The sequence below is a fragment of the Bacteroidota bacterium genome (assembly GCA_016718825.1).
Classification (GTDB): Bacteria; Bacteroidota; Bacteroidia; order J057; family JADKCL01; genus JADKCL01.
The window spans coordinates 132,128-152,119 of the sequence record JADKCL010000002.1; the positions used below are offsets into that span (position 1 = coordinate 132,128).

Sequence of the window (19,992 nt, forward strand, 5' to 3'; positions counted from 1 at the left end):
ACTATCATGGAAAAACGCCTACGCCCAACCACATTTTTCCGTTCCCTGCTTCTTGTTGTCACCTTTTTTGCCATTCAAAGCGCGGTTTTTGCCCAATTCAACACGGCTATTCAAGACGGCGTGATCAACGCCAATGAATACGGCACCCATACGAACGGCCAAAACCAACAAACCGATGGCGGAACGACCTATTTCATGAGTTGGGACGCCACAAATCTTTATGTTGCCTTCACGGGTTCCAATTTCAACGAAGCCGCGGTCATTTACATCGACCACAATCCGGTAATTCCGGTAAACGGCGGTACGAATGCCGATGGGAGCAATCAAGGTCTGTACACCTACGACCGGAACCACATGATGCTCCCCATGCGCGCCGATTTTGTCTTGTATTTCAAAAACGGGTACAATGAGTACCGTCGAATGGATGGCGCAGGCTATTGGGGCGGCAGCACGGCCTTTGGATTGACTACGGGGAACAATGGCGGCTCGAACACCTGCGAAATCGCCATTCCATGGACGGCAATCACAGGAGGCGGTGCTAAGCCCGCCCAATTTAACTGGCTCACTTACAAGGCCTATGACTACGGTCCAGGAACGAATGGCATTTACAGTTCTCTGCCCGTCGGCAACCCCAATTGCGCCTGCAATCAAGATCCGAGCCGGCTATTTGCCACGCGGTATTACAATGTCTTGAATACGAACAACGGAACCTCAACAGCCCCTTTTTCGACAACGAGCTTCACTTACCATGAAGACTTTTCGACGGCAGGTACTGGTGGGTATTACCAGAATGGAGGTACATTTTACGACTTCACCATCAATGACAACAGTGCCAACAACAACGACAATGCACCTGCATTTCACCTCTACGAAAACAACGAAATCTCCAATCGGGTATTGGTCGACGGGAATATCAGCATTACGCATAATCTGTACGTTGGTCAGGGTTCGGCACTTCTGCCAGCCAACAATACGCCAACGGCGGTCACTGCGAACGTCACCTTCAGCGGCAATTCGGGCAGCATTTACAACTACGGTCGCATTGACCCCAATCCGGAGGCCGTCAATGCCAATGACTGGAACAACCGCCGGATGAACTTCATTTTCGCCGGAACCACGCGTTTGATGCCTTCGAATCTCTTCAAGGACCTCTGGCGCTTGAGCAATGTCACTGTCAATGCCGGCGCAAGTTTGTTGGGTCCGACGGTGGATTCGACGAGTTTGGAGGTTCAGTGGGGCACCTGGAACAATTTGGGGACCGTGGATTTAGGTGACGGAAGCGCAGGGTTTGCAGATGTCGGCACCCGGGGCGACTGGGCACAACACAACGATTATTTTCTGACAGGAACGGGAATCTGGAAAATGCACCAAGTGCTCATCGGGCGCAACAGCTCCAAATTGCAGCCCGCCGTGGGCGGTACGGTCGTGCGTTTGGAGGTGCAAGGGGATTTTGAAAACTACGACGAATTCCTTGGACGGGTCGGTGCAGCAAGGATCGACGTCGTCATGAAGGGTACCCGCCGGCAGTATCTCAGGGGCAATGTGACCGAAACCACGGGCGCCGCCACGAGTTTTTACAACTTTGAAGTCGACAACAGCAATAGCCTGCTGAATTTCAACAACACCGCCGATGTTTGGTTCCTTTCCTTTGGTGGCGGCAACATCACGTACTACGTTACCGGCAATTTCACGATGCGCAACGGGGACCTTGTGACCCGTGATCGCGTGAGCAATGTCGTCCACGACTGGATTTTGAGGGATTCTGCCACTGTGACGGCCACTTTTGTTCACAGCAACCTCACGCCGGTAGGCTCGAGTTTCGTGGATGGGCCGATGAAATGGGAGATTCAGCAGGCGATTACCGTGAACCGCGGCTTCCCGATCGGAAAAACGAAGAATGTATTCGGCTTGGCGGTCGGCGACGCGCGGCCGGTTGTGCTCACCATACAGCATGATGCGCCTACGCGCACCACCTACACGGGGGAAATGTTCCTCGACGACCGCAGTACGACCTATTTGTGGCCTTCGCCTGTGCCTGAGATCATTGCCTGGATTTCGCAACAACGCTACTGGAACATCAGCAAAGGTGCCGGAGCTAACGTGCTTGCTGCGCAAGTCACATTGAGTTATGATGTCACGCAGCGCGTGGATGGCGTGATCAATGCACCTGCATTGCGCATCGTCAAGGACAATGGCGTTGGTCAATGGCTGAACATCACGCCGTTGGGTCCAGGTGGTTCGGCCAACAATACAGGATTCATCACCTCGCACCCGTTTACGACCTTCAGCGACTTCACACTAGCGAGCATCGATGGAAACATGCCCTTGCCCGCAACCTTGGTTTCCTTCGAAGCGACGTTGGAGGGTGATCAGGTGCGTCTCGATTGGAATACCACCCAAGAAATCAACACCTCCGAATTTGTTCTCGAATCCAGCAGCAACCGTATGGATTTCAAAGAAATCGGACGCGTGAATGCCGCCGGAAATTCGGATGTACCGATGGATTATCAATACTGGGACCAGCAACCTGATTTGCAGCAGCCACTGTTGTATTATCGCCTCAAAGTGATCGATCTGGACGGCAATTTTGGCTATTCAGAAGTCAGGACCGTGGCGATTGACCCGCAGCAGACGGCCCAATTGTTCCTCTATCCCAATCCGGCAAATGATGAAGTGACTCTGGAGCTGATCGCATCCAATGAATTGAAGGTGAATCAGGTGAAGTTGGTAGATGTGGTCGGAAGGACGGTTTGGGAAGGAGAGTGGAAGGAGGATCTGCAGCGAATGAGACTCGATGTCAGCGGTTTGGCTGCCGGATCTTATTCTGTGGGATTGAGCACGAGCAACGGGATGGTTTGGCGCAAATTGAGCATTCGCTAATGCTGGATTTGTCCTACGGATTTGTGGCACTATCTTTGGACTTTGGCTATCTGGAGGAAGGGAAATTGCATCCGATTCGATGAGCGAAAACAAGTTTTCCATTGGACATATTCTGGGAATTGGATTCTCGATTTTCTCCTTGTTGGTGACCTTGGTTCAGGTTTGCACACCGAGTAAATCCTCGCAGCGGCTTTCTCCCGAGGAGCAACGTGCCAAGCTTCCAAGTCCCAAGGTGCCCGTCATCAATCCGGCCTATTTCGCAAGTTTGGACGAATTCCATTGGCAGGACTCGTTTCCATTTCGTTGGGAAGCATTGACCGCAGCCAAAATACGGTACATCGAATTGGAGGGAATGGGCTTGCCGCAGGGCGATGATACTGTTGCTGCGAATCGGAATTTGGGATCCGGATCCGGCGAACGCCTCAGTATCATGACCTATTTTGTGAAGCCGGAGGAACAGCGGCTCGACCATGTTTACAGCAAGAAGCTTGGCAATTCGTCAGGCCGGGAATTTTCTGCCGACAACGTCTACTTCAAACAATCCCGCTATTCGGGTTATCCCGAGATTCGTCGTTCTTATTCCATGCAAGGGGCAGATTTTGAGGACAATGGCACCTGGATTTTGGAAGATGATGGCAGGCCTTACAGGTTGAAATTCGACAAAGGCGGGGAATTGAAATTTTTCTACGAATCGAATGCGGAAATTTGCCTGAATAAGCTTGCTGCCAATTCAACGATGTCGATTCGCTTTCTGGATTCAACAATGAGTGCTTCGGCCATGGAATCCAAGGCGTTGGAACTTAAAAGAAAGGTTCTCACGAGGGAACTTGAAGACCTCGATGCCTTTTCTCTAACCTGTTTGCGAGGATCACTGACACATCCCACCTTGGTCATCGAAATCGACAAAGCCAATCAGGTTCAATCCGTCTGGGAAAATGAATACGACTCCCTGCAAAGGCCAATCTCCCGAAAGAGAACAGACGGACGTTCAAAAGAGGTATCCCAATCGTTCAATTTTGAGTACGATCCCGAAACCGGAGACTTGCTTGGATGGGTGCATGACCGTGGGAGCAGTATCCTTCACGTCGAATTCAAATACACCGAAAAGGGATGGCCGGAGCGAATGATCCGTTGGATCGACAACAAAAACGGGACCATCCGGATACTTTCAAGGACTTTCTTCGAATTCAAACAAGCCTGATGGGAAATCCAGTTGAAATGCAAAACATGAAGAATCAAAGATTCAATTTGAAGTTCAATACATCGATGTTTCGTGCATTCGTTGCCGTTTTGGGGCTGTTTGTCGCGTTTTCGCTGCAAGCCCAGGCACCCAAGTTGGGCCTTTACCGTGTAGATCCGCCGTTTTGGTGGGCCGGCATGCAAAATCCGAATCTCGAATTGATCCTGATCGGCGAAGGCATTGGCAAGAAGACGCCGACGATCAATTATCCAGGCGTGACCCTTTCGGAAGTCATTCATTCTGAGGAAGATGGTTTCTTGTTTCTGAAGCTGAGCCTGAGCGACGCTGTGTTGCCGGGGAAATTCGACATTCAACTGACAGAGGGTAAAACCAAGGAATTTGTTCCCTACGAATTGCGGGCACGCACGCCGCAGGCCAATCGACAGCAGGGGATTGACGGTCGGGACGTCATTTATCTCATCATGCCGGATCGTTTCGCGAATGGCAATCCCAAAAACGACGATTTCAAGAGCATGAATCAACGCGGAACGGGCCGGGATTCGATCCTGTTGCGGCATGGAGGGGACTTGCAAGGTATTCAGGAGCATCTGCCTTATATGGTAGACCTTGGCGTGACGGCATTGTGGCTCAACCCGATTCAGGAAAATGACGAACCCAAGGAAAGTTACCATGGCTACGCCATTACCGATCATTACCGCGTCGATCCAAGGCTAGGCGACAACGAAAGCTACCGCAAACTCGTGGAGCAATGCCATGCCAAAGGCCTGAAAATGATCATGGACATGGTTTACAACCATTGGGGCGATCAGCATTACCTCAACAAACGCTTGCCTTCACCCGATTGGATCCATCAGCAAAAGGAGTTTCAGCGCACGAGCTACCGCGCCAATACGCTGATCGATCCGCATGCTTCAGATTCCGACCTGAAGATCTTCACCGACAATTGGTTTGACCGGCACATGCCCGATCTGGACCAAACCAATCCACGCGTGGCGAGCTATTTGATCCAAAACAGCATTTGGTGGATCGAATATGCCAATCTCGATGCCTTTCGCATCGACACCTATCTTTATTCCGATCAGCAATTTATGCGCGACCTGCTCGCTGCGATCTTCCGGGAGTACCCGAAATTCGGGGTGTTTGGCGAGACTTGGGTGCAGGGCACGGCCTTGCAGGCCTACGTCACGCGCAATACGCTTGTACAGGCAGCTCCCGCAACGCTCCCGGGCGTGACCGATTTCCAATTGTACGACGCCATCAACGAGGCTCTTGTCCAAGAAAATGGGCTGGACAGAAGGGATTTCACGCATGTACACCACCCTCGCGGAAGACTATCTGTATGCCGATCCCAATCAAAATGTCGTTTTCCTCGACAACCACGACCTGAGCCGCTTCTATTCGATGGTCGGAAAAGACTTGCGCAAATTCAAGATGGGGATCGCTTGGCTGCTGACGATGCGCGGAATTCCGCAGCTGTTTTATGGCACAGAAATCCTGATGGACAGTTATTCCGGCCCGGATGCCAAAGTGAGAATTGACTTTCCCGGCGGTTGGGCAGGGGATAACAAGAACAAGTTCACCCCGGCGGGACGTACGGAACAGGAAAACGAGGCATTTGACTACCTGCGCACGCTCCTACGCTGGCGCAAGGGCAAGTCGCTCTTCAAGGATGCAAAGCTCACCCATTTTGTGCCCGCGGATGGCATCTACGTCTATTTCCGCACTTCAGGAAGCGAGCGCATCATGGTGGTGATGAACTGCAACGATGAAGGCAAGAAGCTGCAACTGGGCAGATTCGCCGAATGCCTCAAAGGGGCAGCCAAGTTCAAAGAAGCCGTTACGGGTTTGGAAATTCCAGTTGCGAATGAGCTTCCGAATTGGTCCATGGACCACGTTGGTTCTGGAGGTGCAATAACTTCTGCGGGCGGTGCAATTGCCTATTTAGATGGTTTTGAGCTCAAATGGTTGATATTCAATGGTCCTTTGTAAGGGGCGCTCGCGACCGGCCCATACAAAGAACCATTTGCATGCGTCAGCAACCGACGGCAATCCGTCCCTTGAAGGGCCCAACGTCACAACCAATTCCGCCACTTGAAGAGCATAAACATCGAAACACCGATCACCAACATCAAGGACATCGCGGCAGGATATCCCCAAGCTGCCTGTAATTCAGGCATATCTGCGAAGTTCATTCCATAGATGCCTGCGACCAAGGTCATGGGCAAGAAGATGGTTGAAATCAGTGCAAGCACTTTCATGATCTCATTCATCTTGTTGTTTACCACTGACAAATAAAGATCCTGCATCCCGCCGAGAATATCCCGGTAGGATTCAATGGTATCGATGATTTGCACGCAGTGATCATAAAGATCATGCAAATAGGGCTTGGTCTCCTCGGCAACCAAGCTCGATTCGGACTTCATGAAGTTGTTGATCACCTCGCGAAGCGGCCATATCGATTTGCGCAATGTAATGATCTCCCGTTTGAGCACCTGCAGATTGCCGATTTGCCCTTGCGATTTTCCGCTCATCAGCACAGTTTCCAAGGTTTCAATGCGGTCACCAAATTCCTCGAGCACGAGAAAATAATTGTCGACGATGGCATCAATGAGTGCGTAGGCCAAATAATCGGCTTCCGCCTTGCGGATGCGGCCCTTGTCTGAACGAATGCGGTCGCGGACGATTTCAAACATGTCACCTTCCTTTTCCTGAAAGGTGAGAAGCCAACCATTTCCCATGATCAAGCTCACCTGCTCAAACTTGAGCTGCGTACTTTCCTTGTCTTTCAGGATCATCTTGATGACCACAAAAAGGTATTCTTCGGTGACTTCCGTTTTAGGCCGCTGCCCAGTGTTCATAATGTCTTCCAGTACCAACGGATGCAGCTTGTAGCGTTTTCCGACCTTCCGCATCGTGTCTGCGTCGTGCACTCCGACAATATCTAACCATTGTACACAACCGGTATCGGCTGGGCCGGGCATTTCCTGTATGTTTTCCGTTTCCTCGAATGTGGTTTCCCCATAATGCATCAGACGCATGGAAACGCCCACTTCATTTTTCTCACCCAGATAAACAAGTGTACCGGGAGCCACACCGATCTTTTCCTTGCGCGTAGGAGGATGGTGATGACGCCGTCTGTCGCCGATTCCGTTTTGCTTCTGATTCATCTTGACAACTCCCTTCGTCGACCGAAATTCATAACTTCGGCCAAATTAGCAAATTGCCAAGGAAAACCTGTCAGAATTGTCAGTCCCAGACAACTTGTGCCAAAAGCGCATTGCTTTGAGTCACTTTTTGGGGGAACAAAGTTTTGGTGCCGACAGCATCCAAAGCCTGGTCATGTACAAAATTGCTTTGCGCCCAGCCTCGGGGCAGTCCAATTTTTTGATTCTTGCGCATCTTCATCCTCTTCACGGTTCAAAAATGGATCTAAATACAAGAAGAAAGCATCCCATTGTCATTCCTTTCTCCTTTACAAAGCTAAGACAATTGTCCAGAATTTGCAATGGCGCCTAAATTTTTCCCATCATTATTTGCATTTCTCTCCATTTCCAAATAGAGAAACTCCTATGGAGGCGGATTTGCATACTCCACTGCCATTCTTCTTCGCACCAGAAAGGCCTCGTAATTGACGCCGGGTTCGAAATGTTGTATGTGCAGTTTCTGATCTTCTTTACGTACCAGACCTTTGATTTCGAAAACCAGTCGCAGTTCGTCAAGCGCCTTGTTGATCGCCATCCGGTAGAGGCGGGTGCGGCCTGCACGAACTTCCTTGGAAATGACCGTTCGTTCTGGGTACCGGTCGAGAAAAGCAGAACCCTTTTTTAAGCATGGTGGCAAGCATCTTTGTCGCGGTCCGTTGTCAGAAACGATTTGACATCATTCAGATCATCTGTCCCAATAGGTCGCCAAATGCGAGGTTGAATACCCCTTTGCGATTTGGGGTTTCGTGTATGTTCAATTGGACCACTTTCCAGATGGGACCAGATTAGAACGCCCTCGCTTTGGAACTGGAAGGTCCGCAAATCGCTTGAAAACAGAATCTCGCTGTAACTCAAGGGAAATTCATCCGCCGCTTCCTCCTTCGCCTCTTTTTGAATTGGAATGTAGGTAGCAAGGTAATGGTTTTTAACCAAAAAAGCAATCAAAGTTAGTTAAATGCTAATTAAATATATTTAATGCGAGCATTGGTGAGCGGGCTTTGCCAAGTGCGATAAGCGCTCGCCGTGGGTTGTCGGAAGTGTTTTGGGTTTGTATTTTTCAGGCAGAGGTCACTGGAGGTGTTAAGACCCAACCAAAAACGAAAAGCTGGCTAAAAAGCCAGCTTTGTACACCTGTAGGGATTCGAACCCCAAACCTCCTGATCCGTAGTCAGGTGCTCTATCCAGTTGAGCTACAGGTGCAATTGGGAAGGCAAATGTAGGGGTTTATTTGACATTCTACCAACGTTGGACCGAAATATTTTTGGAATTATTCCAATGCGTAGATTTTCAGGGAATTAATTTTGATCAGGCTGTCGATGTTGGGGTGGCTTTCAAAGTAGATGCAGACTTCGACAAAGTCCTTTTGCAACGGCAGTTCGATGATTTTTAAGTTTTGGATGCTTTCCTTGTCTGCGCCGTGGAGCATCTCTGCAATCTGCGCATCCTTATATGTGTAGCTCCGATCCGCAGGAAGGTCGGGCAGATAGTCGCACCGCAGCGAAATCAAATTTGGCTTTTTGCGCGTGATGAATCCAAAATCCGCAAGGCGGGTATGGCCGGGTCCGTACCCGGTAAGGTAACTTGTAAACTCCGTTCGTGGTTCATTCAATCCATAAAGGTCAATGCCATAACAGTTTGAATAGTAGGGAATCCCGCCACAAGCGCCGATCGCCAGCCGTATCGTCCGGTCATGGTCCAGCAGTTCGCCGAGTGCCTTGCCTTGCTCCGCAAAGGAGAGAAAATGTTCTTCATTGGAGCGGGGATGAATCGCCGAATTCATGTACCAAATTTTGAAAAAACGCCCGTGGCCTTGTCCCCAGGCCAACGATACGACTACCATGGCGATCGACACCGCTATGATTTGCCGCATTTGCAAAGCCTTCCGCGCAAGCCGCCAACCCGGCAGCAGGATCAGCAAGGGCAAAATCGGCGTCATCAACCGGAATTCGAGGTAGTCGCCACCCGCCCAAACGGCGTATCCGACAAAAACGGCAACCAAACCCGCACCGACGATGAGAAAAACATCAAAATACCAGCTTCGAAGCACCTTTGTGGTGCGCATCACCAATTCGGGAAGCCAGAATCCGGAGGCAAGCAGGAACGCCAAGGCATATTGCAGGCCCATGGCCCAGGTCCCCGAACCTGTCTTGACGTAGAAGGTATTCGGAAGGAGCGAGCCATAAAAGGCCATTTTCCAGATCAACCAAGGCAGCAATGCCAATAAAACCGCGGCACAGAAATGCCAAAGTCGAACCCATATCCCATGTCTTGCGATTTTGAGCCACATCCAAACGGCGATCGCGCACGCTGCAACGAGCAATGCCCCTTCGGGTCGGCTCATCACCGCCAAGGCACAGGTAAATCCCAGCAGCCAGAGGCTTTTCGGACTTGGAATCCGGTTGCCGCGAAGCAGCGGCTGCAATTGCCATAGCGCTAACGTCCACAGAAAGCCATTGAAAGCGGTTTCCATTCCCGAGGTCGCAAAAATGAGCAGCGTATGGCTGAAGACCAGGGGCAACCAAGCCCAGAAGCCTTTTGCAGGATCTTCGGCTTGTCGGCGTGAAATGTCAAAAAGCAACCAAAGACTGAAGGCAAGGCAGCCCAGGGAAATGACCATCGACGGCAAAACGGGATCAATTCCGAAGGCAATCGGAACCGCCATCATCAGCATCCAGAGAAAATTGGTGTAGCCTTCTACCCGTTGATCGACGTTCCAGACCGGACCATGACCTTCGACAAGATGTTGACTGTAGCGGAAGGTGATAAAGGCATCGTCCTCGACATGACGGTTCAGCCAGGCAAAGCCCACGCCCGCCAAGATCAATATCCAGACCAAAATCGGCCAATGCCTATCCTTCACGCAGCCAAACTAGCGAAAATTGCCACGATTTAACCATGCGAAGGCGGCGCTACCCAAAACAAAACTTGAGCGCCGCCTTAGCTGATTTGCACCAACCGCGATCTTGAAGTTGAAGAATAGCGTCATTGGCGCTCACACCGTGCTTTGGGTAGCGCCAACGACGCTTAGAAACATGCGAAGGCGGCGCTCACACCGTGCTTTGGGTAGCGCCAACGACGCTTAGAAACATGCGAAGGCGGCGCTACCCAAAACAAATGGTGAGCGCCGCCTTCGCTAAAACCTCAAACTGTTATCTCGAACTCAAACTGCCGAAGGCGTGGGAAGTGTCCGGAGGATTTTCTCCGTGATCATATTCGTCGTGACTTCCTCGGCTTCGGCTTCGTAGTTCAGGATGATGCGGTGATTGAGCACGTCGGGCGCAATCGCCTTGATGTCTTCGGGCATCACGTAGCTGCGTCCTTGCATAAAAGCATGGCATTTGGAGGCCAGGTTCAACGCGATGGATGCACGTGGGGATGCGCCAAATTCGATGTAGGGCTTCATTTCCTTGAGACCGTAGAGCTCAGGATTGCGCGTGGCAAGCACGATATCGACGATATAATCTTCCAAACGATCGCTCAGTCTCACTTGATCGACCAATTTGCGGATTTCGAAAATTTCCTCCTTGGTCAATTGGGCACGCAACGGCTCTGGCGCGGAAGTGCGGGCCATCCGGTGCATGATCTCTTTTTCCTCAGACTTGCTCGGATAATCGACGTAGACCTTCATCATGAAACGGTCGACCTGCGCTTCAGGCAGGGGATAGGTACCTTCCTGTTCCACAGGGTTTTGTGTGGCAAGCACGAGGAACGGTGGTTCAAGCTTGAAGGTGGTTTCGCCAATCGTCACCTGCTTTTCTTGCATGGCCTCAAGCAAGGCGCTTTGGACCTTGGCCGGCGAACGGTTGATCTCATCGGCGAGCACGATATTGGCGAAAATCGGGCCTTTCTTGACCTCGAAGGTAGCCTCGCGCTGATTGTAAATGAGTGTGCCGATCAAGTCGGCAGGCAAAAGGTCAGGCGTGAACTGAATCCGCTTGAAGCTCAGGTGGAGCACTTGCGCAACAGAGGAAATCGTCAACGTTTTCGCAAGCCCAGGTACGCCTTCGAGCAAGATATGCCCGTTGCTAAATAGGCCAATGAGCAAACGACTGACCATTTTTTTCTGTCCGACGACCGTCTTTTCGATCTCGGTAAAGAGTCGGTTCACTTTGGCTGCCTTGTCTTGGATTTGCTCCTGCAAGGCGGCATTTGTATCACTTTTAGCGTATTGATCCTGCATAAATCTATTCTCTAATGCTAGCGGGCGCAAAAATAGACCTGCGAGGCTAATTAATCAACTTCTATCGGCCATTAGTTGGGTTCCGAGGGTGAAATCTTTGTGGAAATGCTGCGAATGCTGACAAAACGGCCTTTGGAACGCGGGTTGGGCGATTGTTAAAAATTCCTATTCAGGTTTCCTTGCCTTCGAATGCGTTTTTCATCCGGCTCAACCAAAGCGAAACGCGGCATGTTTTTCTTCCCAAAACACCTTAGCTTTGGTCGGAAATTAATTCAAGTTCATGAACAAGGTCGTTTCAGGCGCCGAAGAGGCCATCAAAGACATCCAAGACGGCATGACGCTCATGCTCGGCGGATTTGGTTTGTGCGGAATCCCCGAAAATTGCATTGCGGCATTGGTCAAGCAAGGGACCAAGGGCCTCACCTGCATCTCCAACAATGCCGGTGTCGACGATTTCGGAATCGGCCTCATGCTCAAAACGCGGCAGGTCAAGAAGATGATCAGCAGCTATGTCGGGGAAAATGCGGAATTCGAAAGGCAATTATTGTCGGGCGAATTGGAGGTCGATTTGATCCCGCAAGGCACGCTCGCCGAGCGCGTACGCGCAGGTGGCGCAGGCATTCCTGCATTCTATACGCCCGCAGGCTACGGCACAGAAATCGCCGACGGAAAGGAAATCCGCGAATTTGATGGCAAATACTACCTCTTGGAGCATTGGCTCCGTGCAGATTTTGCCATCGTGAAGGCTTGGAAGGGCGACACCATGGGCAATTTGATGTTCAAAGGCACTGCCCGCAACTTCAATCCGATGATGGCGACCGCAGGCAAAATCACGATCGCAGAAGTCGAGCACCTCGTGCAACCCGGCGAACTTGCTCCCAACGAAATCCACACGCCCGGCATCTTCGTGCAGCGCATTTTCCAAGGCAGCAACTACGAAAAACGCATCGAGCAACGCACCGTCCGCCCACGTCCTTGATTATTCATCCAGTACTTTTCACTTATCACTTTCCACTTTTCACTTGCAAATGGCTCTGAAAAAAGAACAAATAGCACAACGCATCGCCCAGGAATTGCGCGACGGCTACTACGTGAACCTCGGCATCGGCATTCCGACCTTGGTTGCGAACTATATTCCAACGGGAATTTCGGTTGTGTTCCAGTCAGAAAATGGCTTGTTGGGCATGGGGCCCTTTCCATTCGAAGACGAAGTGGATGCCGACATGATCAACGCTGGAAAGCAGACGGTGACGACTTTGCCAGGTTCGTCGCTGTTTGATTCGGCCACGAGTTTTGCCATGATCCGCGGCGGACATGTGCAGCTGACCGTGTTGGGAGCCATGGAGGTGAATGATCGCGGCGACATCGCCAACTGGAAAATTCCCGGGAAAATGGTCAAAGGAATGGGCGGCGCGATGGATTTGGTGGCAAGTGCCGACAACATCATCGTAGCCATGCAGCATACCAACCGCGAGGGCGAATCCAAACTCCTGAAGCAGTGCACTTTGCCGATCACCGGCGTTGGTTGCGTCAAGAAGGTGGTTTCGGATTTGGGTGTCTTTGACATCGATCCCGCACGTGGGTTCATCTTGCTCGAACGTGCGCCGGGCGTGAGCGTCGAAGAAATCGTGGCCAAAACAGAAGGAAGGCTCGTCGTGGAAGGCGAAATTCCGGAAATGACATTCTGAGAATCCATGCTCCGCAAGCCTACATTCGGGAGAATTTTGATCGGCATCGTGCTGATGCTTGTTGTATTTGCAGGCTGTAAGCATGAACAGAAGCGTTCAGAAATCTTTGACCAAGTTTTCAAGGAGTCGGCGGGAGGGACCTTTCGTGGTGTGGATCTGGGAATGCCCCTTGAGACCGTTCGCAAAAAGGAGGGAACTGAGCCCAAACACGACGATCAATGGGGATATGTCTTCGAATACAGCATCGGTGGAAAGAATAAATACTTCATCGAGTACCTCTGCAAGGATCCCAAGGCCAAGTTGGTCAATTCCATCGTGGTCAATGTTTTTTTGGAGGAAAAATCCGAAGCATCAGAGTTTTTTTCCAATTCCGAATCGCATTTGCGCAACCGTTATGGCGTCGCAGACGGCAACCTTGGAAACCTGAGATGGCTTGACGAGGAGATCAATTTGGTGGTTGCACTGCGCATGCTGGACGACAAAAAAACCATTTCGCTGAGTTACGGGGCCATTCAATCCTTCTGAGTTCGGAACATTCTTGCTATTTGGAGGTTATCGTTCTCAAATTAAATCAAGCATGAAAGTCTATACCAAAAGTGGCGATGATGGAACCACGGGCCTCTTGGGAGGAACGCGCGTTCCCAAGCACCACCTCCGCATTGAGGCATACGGCACTGTGGACGAATTGAATTCCTGGATGGGAATGCTCAAAGACCAGCCGGCCGCGGCACCTTTTGGAGCGTTCATCAAGCAAATTCAAGACAATCTTTTCACACTTGGGTCCAACTTGGCGTCTGATCCAGAAGCCAATAGAATGGTTTTGCCAGAAATTTCAGAGGCCGATGTGGTTGTCCTCGAGCAGAGCATCGACCAGATGGAGGCATCGTTGCCCCCGTTGAAGAACTTCGTTTTGCCGGGTGGGCATCCTGCCAATTCGGCGGCGCACGTGGCGCGTTGTGTTTGTCGGCGGGCCGAGCGACTTGTTGTCCATCTCCATGAACATTCGGCAGTACCGCATCAGAACCTGCAATATTTGAATCGCCTTTCGGATTGGCTGTTTGTCTTTTCGAGGGAAATGACGCGTGTGACCGATTCCCAAGAAATCGCCTGGACACCGCGCAACACTTGAACTTTTTCTGCGTAAGGAAAAGGTGTCAACCGAAAAAAAGGCCTTCAAAGCCTGATTTCGATGGTTTTAATTTTTTTTCCACGAAGGATCAAATTCTTCACTTTCCGTTCTTTTTTTCCTTTCCTTTGCGATCATTTTCCACATTTTTATTGAAAGACTATGTATTGGACCCTCGAACTCGCAACCTATCTTGAAGACGCTCCTTGGCCTGCGACCAAAGATGAATTGATTGACTTTGCGCAACGCTCAGGCGCGCCGCTTGAAGTTGAGGAAAATCTGGAAGACTTGCCCGATGACGGCATGGCTTATGAAAGCATCGAAGAAATTTGGCCAGATTACCCGACCAAAGACGACTTTCTCTTCAACGAAGACGAATACTGAGATAGGTTTTCTCAAGAAAATAGGGCATCCTCAAGCAATTGGGGATGCTTTTTTTATGCTACCAAATGAAGCTGCGCTTGAAAACGTCCTTGCCATTGCTCATCATGAACATGTACTCGCCATGGGGGAGGGCACTCATGTCGATCGTAATGTCGCCGTCCCGTATGGGTTCGCTTTCAAATGTCATTTGCTTGACTTTCTCGTTTGCGGCATTTTCAACGGAGATGAAATACCGGGCGCCCTTTTTCCGGTTGATGTAGTGCACTTGGAATTTTCCAGCTTCAGGCCCAGCCTTGACCTCGCGTACATCAAAGGATTCGACAAGTTTGGCCTTCACCTCCATCGTTTGGGAAATGAGCCGAATGCCATCTGCCGATACCGAAACGATGCGGTAGCGGTAGGTTTTGCCTTGGTTGAAGGGCGTGACATAGTCCGTAAAGGAGTAGGCGGTACGTCCCGAGCCGACAAATCGATGCGGATCCACAAAGCCAACCACGCGTGCATAGCGTGATTCTTGCTTCACTTCTGCAAGATCAGGGAGCAATTCGATGATGTACAGATCCGGAGCCTCGTTGGGTTCAGCGGACCAATTCAGGGTCGTGGTATTGTTGGCGAAGGTGGGTTGCAAATCCGCAATCTCTGCGATCGGTTCATTCTCCAAGGAATAGTCAAATCTCAGAAAGCGATAATCGACTGCCGTGAGGCGCTTGCGCGCACGCAGGGCGATGTCAAACTCGCAAACCGTTCCGTCGTAGCCATCGACCCAAACAAAGTAATTTTGGCCTGCTTCCGGCGCGGGAAGGTAGAGTTTGATCGTGTCGGTGGTGATCTTGTTGGAGCAGCCTCGGTAGACAAACGAGGAGGCGTTACAGCCATCGGCTTGGATCAGCAACGCCTGCAGGCCCGCGGGAGTCGTACAGAAGCTCGCCACGATCGTGATTTCGTAGAGGTCGACGTCAGCGGCAGCCTGAAATTTGTACCACACGTCGTTTTCGATGGTTTGAATGCAAGTCGCTTCAAACACCTCCGGACTTTCAAACGGAAGGCTTGGTGTGGCATCGGCATTGGTGTGGCCGGTGAGTAAATCGCCTTCGTCAAGGACGATTGCCTTGGCACAAATGTCATGGGGAGGAGCCATTTGTCCAGGATACTGGGCGTAAGTGGCCGCTAAAGCCCAACAAGTCAAAACCGTCGCAAGTAGAAAGCGCTGCATATTCGCAAAATACGGAAGGGTAACGAGCTCCCGTCCTGTTCATTCAAAAATTGTTCCAATGCTGTGGAATCTGGAATGTTTCCCGCGCTTCGCCCAGAAACTTGGGATAGTGCAATTCGTATTGAAATTCATAAATTAAAGTTTGCTTTATGAAAATAAAGATTGATTTAAAATGTGAATGCGTGGTTTGGTAACGTAAATGTGAGTGGTATAAACGAAGCGTGGTATTGGAAAATTAATATTTGCAATTGTAAATCAATCCTTCATTTTTCATTCAAGGTTTGCTTGTTTAACTGCAATCAACGAATTTCGACTCGGAATTAATGTTTACAAGTACATGAAGAAGCTCACCCGTGCGGAGGAGGAAATGATGTTGGTGCTTTGGAAGCTCAACAAGGCCTTTTTGAAGGATATTATCGCCTCTTATCCTGAACCCAGACCGAATCAGAGCACGGTCTCCACGATCCTGCGCACGCTCGAGAAGAAGGGATTTGCCCGGCATACTGCCTACAGCAAAACTTTTGAATACTATCCAACGGTTCCCAAACGCGCCTACAGTCGCATATTCTTCAACGACTTCCTTGAAAAATATTTTGGCGGCTCGTACGAAGAGCTTGTAGCCTTCCTTTCTTCGGAAATGGCCTTGCAACTCCGTGTTCCTGAGGAGGTTGCGACCGAAAAGACAAAAGTTCAAAAACCGGTTGAGCAGGTCGAAAATTTGGCGCAGCTGAGTTTGTTTTAGGATGTTGGCCATCAGAAGCGTCGGCCTTCGGCCGAAACGCTTAGGCTTCCATCACCTTTCGTAAAAATTCACATGGCTCATTCCGATCAACTCGCTGCCGCGTGCACCGATCGGCTTGTAATACACCAGGATCGTGTAATAATTCTCGGTTTCCGCATGGGAGCCTTCCAACCTTGCTTCGTCAACCATGCCGTCTTTCCTGCGCTTGACGATGTAGTGGTAGTCATAGACGCCTTGCTTCATCAGCAATTCGCCTTCGTAGCGCAAAGCCGCGGCGTTGTAGCTCAGTTGATTGGTACTGTCCAGCCGCCAATCGTTGAATTTTCCGTGCACATACACATCCCCGTCTGTAATGGGTTCGCCCAATTTGAGCCCAAAGCGCACAAAGGCATAGTCTGCCTCGAAAGCTGAATTCGGATATTCCTGAACGTCAATCGCGTAATTGCCGTTCAAGTCTTGCTTGGAATAATAAATGTTGCGAAGGCGTGGTTCGTCGGTGAACAAATCAAAACGGTAGACCGAATCAACATTGGAGATTTCCTTGATTTGGGCTGTTTTGAACCGGGTACTGCGAATGTCCAGCAGCCGGAATTCGTTGCCGCCTTCGAAGTTGTTGGCTGCATCAAATTGGTATTGCAGCTCCGTGGGCGTGGTAAACATCGGTACCAATCCACTTGCAGCATTGTCCCAACGGAAATTTTGAAGGACATACACCTTCAAATCCTGCCGCGGATCAAATACGCCCGGAAAGGAATGCGTGAGCTGCAAATTGAAATCGACCCTTTGAATGCGGCGGCGATCGGAAGCCATGCGACTTTGCCCGATCAGCGGTTCCACTCCGATTTTCTGATCCGCAACGACGAGCCTGCGGGTGAGTAGCAGGTCGTTTTCATCGCCACTGCGGAACACCTTGAGCAGGTAATTGCCTGATTTCTTGAAGGCTGAGCCCTCGGCCGGGAATTCGTAGCGGTAATGAATGTAGGGGATCAGCGTGTTTTGAGACGGGGTGTAATCATACATCCGGTCGCTGCTGAAGCCTTCCATGAATTCAAGCGGCAACAATCCGCTGGGTGTCCAATCGTGGTCGCAGCTCACCACTTCAATCCAATAATCGGGTACACCGGCCTCCTCGGGCTGCAGGATGTCAAATTCCAGCTTCAATTTGGTGGCATCCCCGAGGTAGAGGATCGGGTAGGAGAAGGGGTCTGTGCCGCGGTAAAACTGCACGGTCCTGACATTCGGCTCATAGACCTGATCGGCATATTCCAGGGTTTTGAAGGGGGCATCGGTCTTGGAATTGCCGCTGCTGACGGAACTTTCCGTCTTCGGGCAGCCCAGCAGGGTCAGCAATCCGAAGAGGGTAAACAGGATATGCAACCTAGTTTTCAAGCTGCAATTGCTCCATTTCTTCGATCAGCTTTTCCCAGGTGACTTGGGCAGGCCCAAGTTCCTTGTCGATGGCATCGGACTCTTTTTGAAGGGTTACCAATTGGTCAAACTTGGTCGCCATCGTCGGATCGGCCATTTTATTGAGCAATTCGGTCTTCTTTTCTTCGAGCTCCATGATGCGGGCCTCGATGCGTTCGAGGTCGCCCTTGACCTTGTTTTCGCGCTTTTTGCGTTCCTTTTCCTGCTGATAATCCCGCTTGACTACGGGCGCTGCAACTGCTGCGACAACTTTTGCCTGCTTGGTCGCGGCATCAGTCTGCGCTTTTTTCTCGTTTTTGAGCTTTTCCTTCTGCAGCGCGAGATGGTAGTTGAATTCCTCGTACGTGCCCGGGAATTCGCGCACCAATCCGTCCTCGATGTACCAAATCTTGTTGGCAACTTCGCGGAGGAAAAACCTGTCGTGGGACACTACTATATATGTGCCTTCGTATTGCTTGAGCGCGCCAGACAAAATCTGAATGCTTTGAATGTCCAAGTGATTCGTTGGTTCGTCAAGCATCAGGAAATTCGCCTCCGAAAGCAGGGTTTTGGCCAAGGCGACGCGTGACTTTTCGCCACCGCTGAGCACCTTGATCTTTTTGAAAACATCGTCGCCGGTAAACAGAAATCCACCCAAAATGCCGCGAACGTAGGCTTCGCCCTTTTGAAAGACGAACTTGCTCATCTCTTGCAGAATCTCATTCTCCGGCGTCAACGCCTCCAATTGGTGCTGCGCAAAGAAGCTTTCCTTTACATTGTGGCCCAAGGTCAATTCGCCATCAAACGGCTCCACGTTGGCGATGATGCGCAAAATGGTGGACTTTCCGATGCCGTTGGCGCCGATCAGGGCAATTTTGTCCCCGCGATAGATATGCAATTCGGAGTCATGCAAAATCACCCGGTCTCCGAATGCTTTTGTTTTGACTTTCAGATCAAGAATATTCCTTCCCGGCGTTGTTTCCGCCTTGAATTTGAAGTTGACCGGTCCGCCTTCGCCTTCCGGGGCTTCGATGCGATCTACTTTGTCGAGCAATTTGACCTTGCTTTGCACCTGTTTGGCCTTGGTGGCCTTGGCGCGAAACCGTTCGATGAACCGCTCGGTGTCCTTGATCGCCTTCTGCTGATTTTCGTATTCGCGTTGATGTTGCTCGGCGACGACAACTTTTTCCTTGAGGTAGAAGGAATAATTGCCTTTGTAGCGGTTGAATCGGCCTTGGGAAATCTCCACCACCGAAGTAATCAAACGGTCCAGGAATTCCCGGTCGTGGGAAACGATCACAAATGCACCCTTGAAATCCTTCAAATAATCTTCGAGCCACTGGATCGCCGGCAAGTCCAAGTGGTTGGTCGGTTCGTCGAGCATGAGCAGGTCGGGCTCCATCAGCAAGAGCTGCGCAAGCATCACGCGCATGCGCCATCCACCTGAAAAAGTGTCAAAATTGCGTGCTTGAGCGGCTTCGTCGAAGCCCAAACCTGCAAGCACGGACGCAATTTTGGCGTCGATGTTGTAGCCGTCCATGGCTTCGAGCGCATGCTGCTTGTCTGCAAGCTGATGCACCAAGGCCTCATCGTGGTTCAATGCCGGATTGTTCAGAATGGCATCAATTTCGTCGCGGAGCTGCATTTGTTCGCCAAATGCCTGCATCGCCACCTCAAACACGCTTTTTCCGGTATGGGTGCTGAGCATTTCCTGCTCGAGGTAGCCAATTTTGAGCCCACGGGCCATGCTGACTTTCCCTTCGACGGGCGTCATGTGCCCATTGAGCAATTTCAGCAGGGTTGTTTTCCCGGTTCCGTTGCGGCCCACAAGGCCGATGCGGTCGCCTGGTTTGATTTGCAACGTTGTATCACGGAACAGCCATCGGCCGCCGAATTCAAATCCAATATTTTCAAGGGTTATCACGGGCGCAAAATTAGCACAATCGCCGCATCCGACCAAGGAATTCG

At 50.8% G+C, this 19,992-nt stretch carries 16 protein-coding genes, 1 tRNA gene and 2 pseudogenes; 12 read left to right on the forward strand and 7 right to left on the reverse strand.

Features of this window, described 5'->3' with window-relative positions:
* The first annotated feature begins 6 nt into the window (after positions 1-6).
* From IPN95_02620 to IPN95_02640, 5 genes and pseudogenes are all read left to right on the forward strand, one after another.
* Positions 7-2,880 (forward strand): T9SS type A sorting domain-containing protein, encoded by a 2,874-nt coding sequence (locus IPN95_02620; GenBank protein MBK9448312.1) that lies wholly within the window; start codon positions 7-9, stop codon positions 2,878-2,880.
* Positions 2,881-2,959: 79 nt separating this feature from the next.
* Positions 2,960-4,081, forward strand: coding sequence for a hypothetical protein (locus IPN95_02625; GenBank protein MBK9448313.1), 1,122 nt, complete (start codon positions 2,960-2,962; stop codon positions 4,079-4,081).
* Positions 3,991-4,485, forward strand: a pseudogene (locus IPN95_02630) (cyclomaltodextrinase N-terminal domain-containing protein). The gene IPN95_02625 and the pseudogene IPN95_02630 overlap by 91 nt, the downstream one beginning before the upstream one ends.
* Before the next feature lie 57 nt (positions 4,486-4,542).
* A pseudogene (locus IPN95_02635) lies at positions 4,543-5,277 on the forward strand (alpha-amylase).
* 112 nt (positions 5,278-5,389) lie between these two features.
* Complete coding sequence (locus IPN95_02640; GenBank protein MBK9448314.1) at positions 5,390-6,070, forward strand: cyclomaltodextrinase C-terminal domain-containing protein; 681 nt, start codon at positions 5,390-5,392, stop codon at positions 6,068-6,070.
* A gap of 83 nt (positions 6,071-6,153) precedes the next feature.
* On the opposite strand, the gene corA is transcribed toward IPN95_02640, so the two are convergent.
* Positions 6,154-7,248 (reverse strand): magnesium/cobalt transporter CorA, encoded by a 1,095-nt coding sequence (gene corA, locus IPN95_02645; protein ID MBK9448315.1) that lies wholly within the window; start codon positions 7,246-7,248, stop codon positions 6,154-6,156.
* Positions 7,249-7,726: 478 nt separating this feature from the next.
* On the opposite strand from corA, the gene IPN95_02650 reads away from it, so the two are divergent.
* Entirely contained in the window at positions 7,727-7,909 is a 183-nt protein-coding gene (locus IPN95_02650) for a hypothetical protein (GenBank protein MBK9448316.1), read from the forward strand.
* A 501-nt stretch (positions 7,910-8,410) separates the two neighbouring features.
* Here IPN95_02650 and IPN95_02655 read toward each other — a convergent pair.
* The 3 genes from IPN95_02655 to IPN95_02665 form a co-directional block, all read right to left on the reverse strand.
* A tRNA-Arg gene (locus tag IPN95_02655) sits at positions 8,411-8,484 on the reverse strand.
* A gap of 67 nt (positions 8,485-8,551) precedes the next feature.
* A complete protein-coding gene (locus IPN95_02660) occupies positions 8,552-10,144 on the reverse strand; it encodes a hypothetical protein (protein ID MBK9448317.1) in 1,593 nt (530 codons plus the stop codon).
* A gap of 300 nt (positions 10,145-10,444) precedes the next feature.
* Entirely contained in the window at positions 10,445-11,464 is a 1,020-nt protein-coding gene (locus tag IPN95_02665; GenBank protein ID MBK9448318.1) for a MoxR family ATPase, read from the reverse strand.
* Between the two features lie 280 nt (positions 11,465-11,744).
* Between IPN95_02665 and IPN95_02670 the strand changes: the two genes are divergently transcribed.
* The 5 genes from IPN95_02670 (at position 11,745) to IPN95_02690 (ending at position 14,662) form a co-directional block, all read left to right on the forward strand.
* On the forward strand, positions 11,745-12,443 hold the full coding sequence (locus IPN95_02670; GenBank protein ID MBK9448319.1) for a CoA transferase subunit A: 699 nt from the start codon (positions 11,745-11,747) through the stop codon (positions 12,441-12,443).
* Positions 12,444-12,492: 49 nt separating this feature from the next.
* Entirely contained in the window at positions 12,493-13,152 is a 660-nt protein-coding gene (locus IPN95_02675) for a CoA transferase subunit B (protein ID MBK9448320.1), read from the forward strand.
* Positions 13,153-13,158: 6 nt separating this feature from the next.
* Positions 13,159-13,677: a hypothetical protein gene (locus IPN95_02680; protein MBK9448321.1), complete on the forward strand. Its 519-nt coding sequence runs from the start codon at positions 13,159-13,161 to the stop codon at positions 13,675-13,677.
* A gap of 52 nt (positions 13,678-13,729) precedes the next feature.
* The gene (locus IPN95_02685; GenBank protein MBK9448322.1) at positions 13,730-14,281 is read left to right on the forward strand and encodes a cob(I)yrinic acid a,c-diamide adenosyltransferase; all 552 of its coding nucleotides are present in this window, start codon (positions 13,730-13,732) and stop codon (positions 14,279-14,281) included.
* A 159-nt stretch (positions 14,282-14,440) separates the two neighbouring features.
* Positions 14,441-14,662, forward strand: coding sequence for a DUF2795 domain-containing protein (locus tag IPN95_02690; GenBank protein MBK9448323.1), 222 nt, complete (start codon positions 14,441-14,443; stop codon positions 14,660-14,662).
* A 58-nt stretch (positions 14,663-14,720) separates the two neighbouring features.
* On the opposite strand, the gene IPN95_02695 is transcribed toward IPN95_02690, so the two are convergent.
* Positions 14,721-15,875 (reverse strand): hypothetical protein, encoded by a 1,155-nt coding sequence (locus IPN95_02695; GenBank protein ID MBK9448324.1) that lies wholly within the window; start codon positions 15,873-15,875, stop codon positions 14,721-14,723.
* A gap of 337 nt (positions 15,876-16,212) precedes the next feature.
* Between IPN95_02695 and IPN95_02700 the strand changes: the two genes are divergently transcribed.
* Positions 16,213-16,617, forward strand: coding sequence for a BlaI/MecI/CopY family transcriptional regulator (locus IPN95_02700; GenBank protein ID MBK9448325.1), 405 nt, complete (start codon positions 16,213-16,215; stop codon positions 16,615-16,617).
* 51 nt (positions 16,618-16,668) lie between these two features.
* On the opposite strand, the gene IPN95_02705 is transcribed toward IPN95_02700, so the two are convergent.
* A complete protein-coding gene (locus IPN95_02705; protein MBK9448326.1) occupies positions 16,669-18,006 on the reverse strand; it encodes a DUF5103 domain-containing protein in 1,338 nt (445 codons plus the stop codon).
* Positions 17,996-19,948: an ABC-F family ATP-binding cassette domain-containing protein gene (locus IPN95_02710; GenBank protein MBK9448327.1), complete on the reverse strand. Its 1,953-nt coding sequence runs from the start codon at positions 19,946-19,948 to the stop codon at positions 17,996-17,998. The genes IPN95_02705 and IPN95_02710 overlap by 11 nt, the downstream gene beginning before the upstream one ends.
* Positions 19,949-19,992 lie beyond the last annotated feature (44 nt).

Excerpts from the sequence above, each read along its gene's own strand:
- IPN95_02670 (MBK9448319.1), top strand. The coding sequence starts at position 11,745 with ATGAACAAGGTCGTTTCAGGCGCCGAAGAGGCCATCAAAGACATCCAA.
- IPN95_02695 (MBK9448324.1), bottom strand. The coding sequence starts at position 15,875 with ATGCAGCGCTTTCTACTTGCGACGGTTTTGACTTGTTGGGCTTTAGCG.
- IPN95_02680 (MBK9448321.1), top strand. The coding sequence starts at position 13,159 with ATGCTCCGCAAGCCTACATTCGGGAGAATTTTGATCGGCATCGTGCTG.
- IPN95_02620 (MBK9448312.1), top strand. The coding sequence starts at position 7 with ATGGAAAAACGCCTACGCCCAACCACATTTTTCCGTTCCCTGCTTCTT.
- IPN95_02650 (MBK9448316.1), top strand. The coding sequence starts at position 7,727 with ATGTTGTATGTGCAGTTTCTGATCTTCTTTACGTACCAGACCTTTGAT.
- IPN95_02665 (MBK9448318.1), bottom strand. The coding sequence starts at position 11,464 with ATGCAGGATCAATACGCTAAAAGTGATACAAATGCCGCCTTGCAGGAG.
- IPN95_02700 (MBK9448325.1), top strand. The coding sequence starts at position 16,213 with ATGAAGAAGCTCACCCGTGCGGAGGAGGAAATGATGTTGGTGCTTTGG.
- corA (MBK9448315.1), bottom strand. The coding sequence starts at position 7,248 with ATGAATCAGAAGCAAAACGGAATCGGCGACAGACGGCGTCATCACCAT.
- IPN95_02640 (MBK9448314.1), top strand. The coding sequence starts at position 5,390 with ATGTACACCACCCTCGCGGAAGACTATCTGTATGCCGATCCCAATCAA.
- IPN95_02675 (MBK9448320.1), top strand. The coding sequence starts at position 12,493 with ATGGCTCTGAAAAAAGAACAAATAGCACAACGCATCGCCCAGGAATTG.
- IPN95_02685 (MBK9448322.1), top strand. The coding sequence starts at position 13,730 with ATGAAAGTCTATACCAAAAGTGGCGATGATGGAACCACGGGCCTCTTG.
- IPN95_02625 (MBK9448313.1), top strand. The coding sequence starts at position 2,960 with ATGAGCGAAAACAAGTTTTCCATTGGACATATTCTGGGAATTGGATTC.
- IPN95_02690 (MBK9448323.1), top strand. The coding sequence starts at position 14,441 with ATGTATTGGACCCTCGAACTCGCAACCTATCTTGAAGACGCTCCTTGG.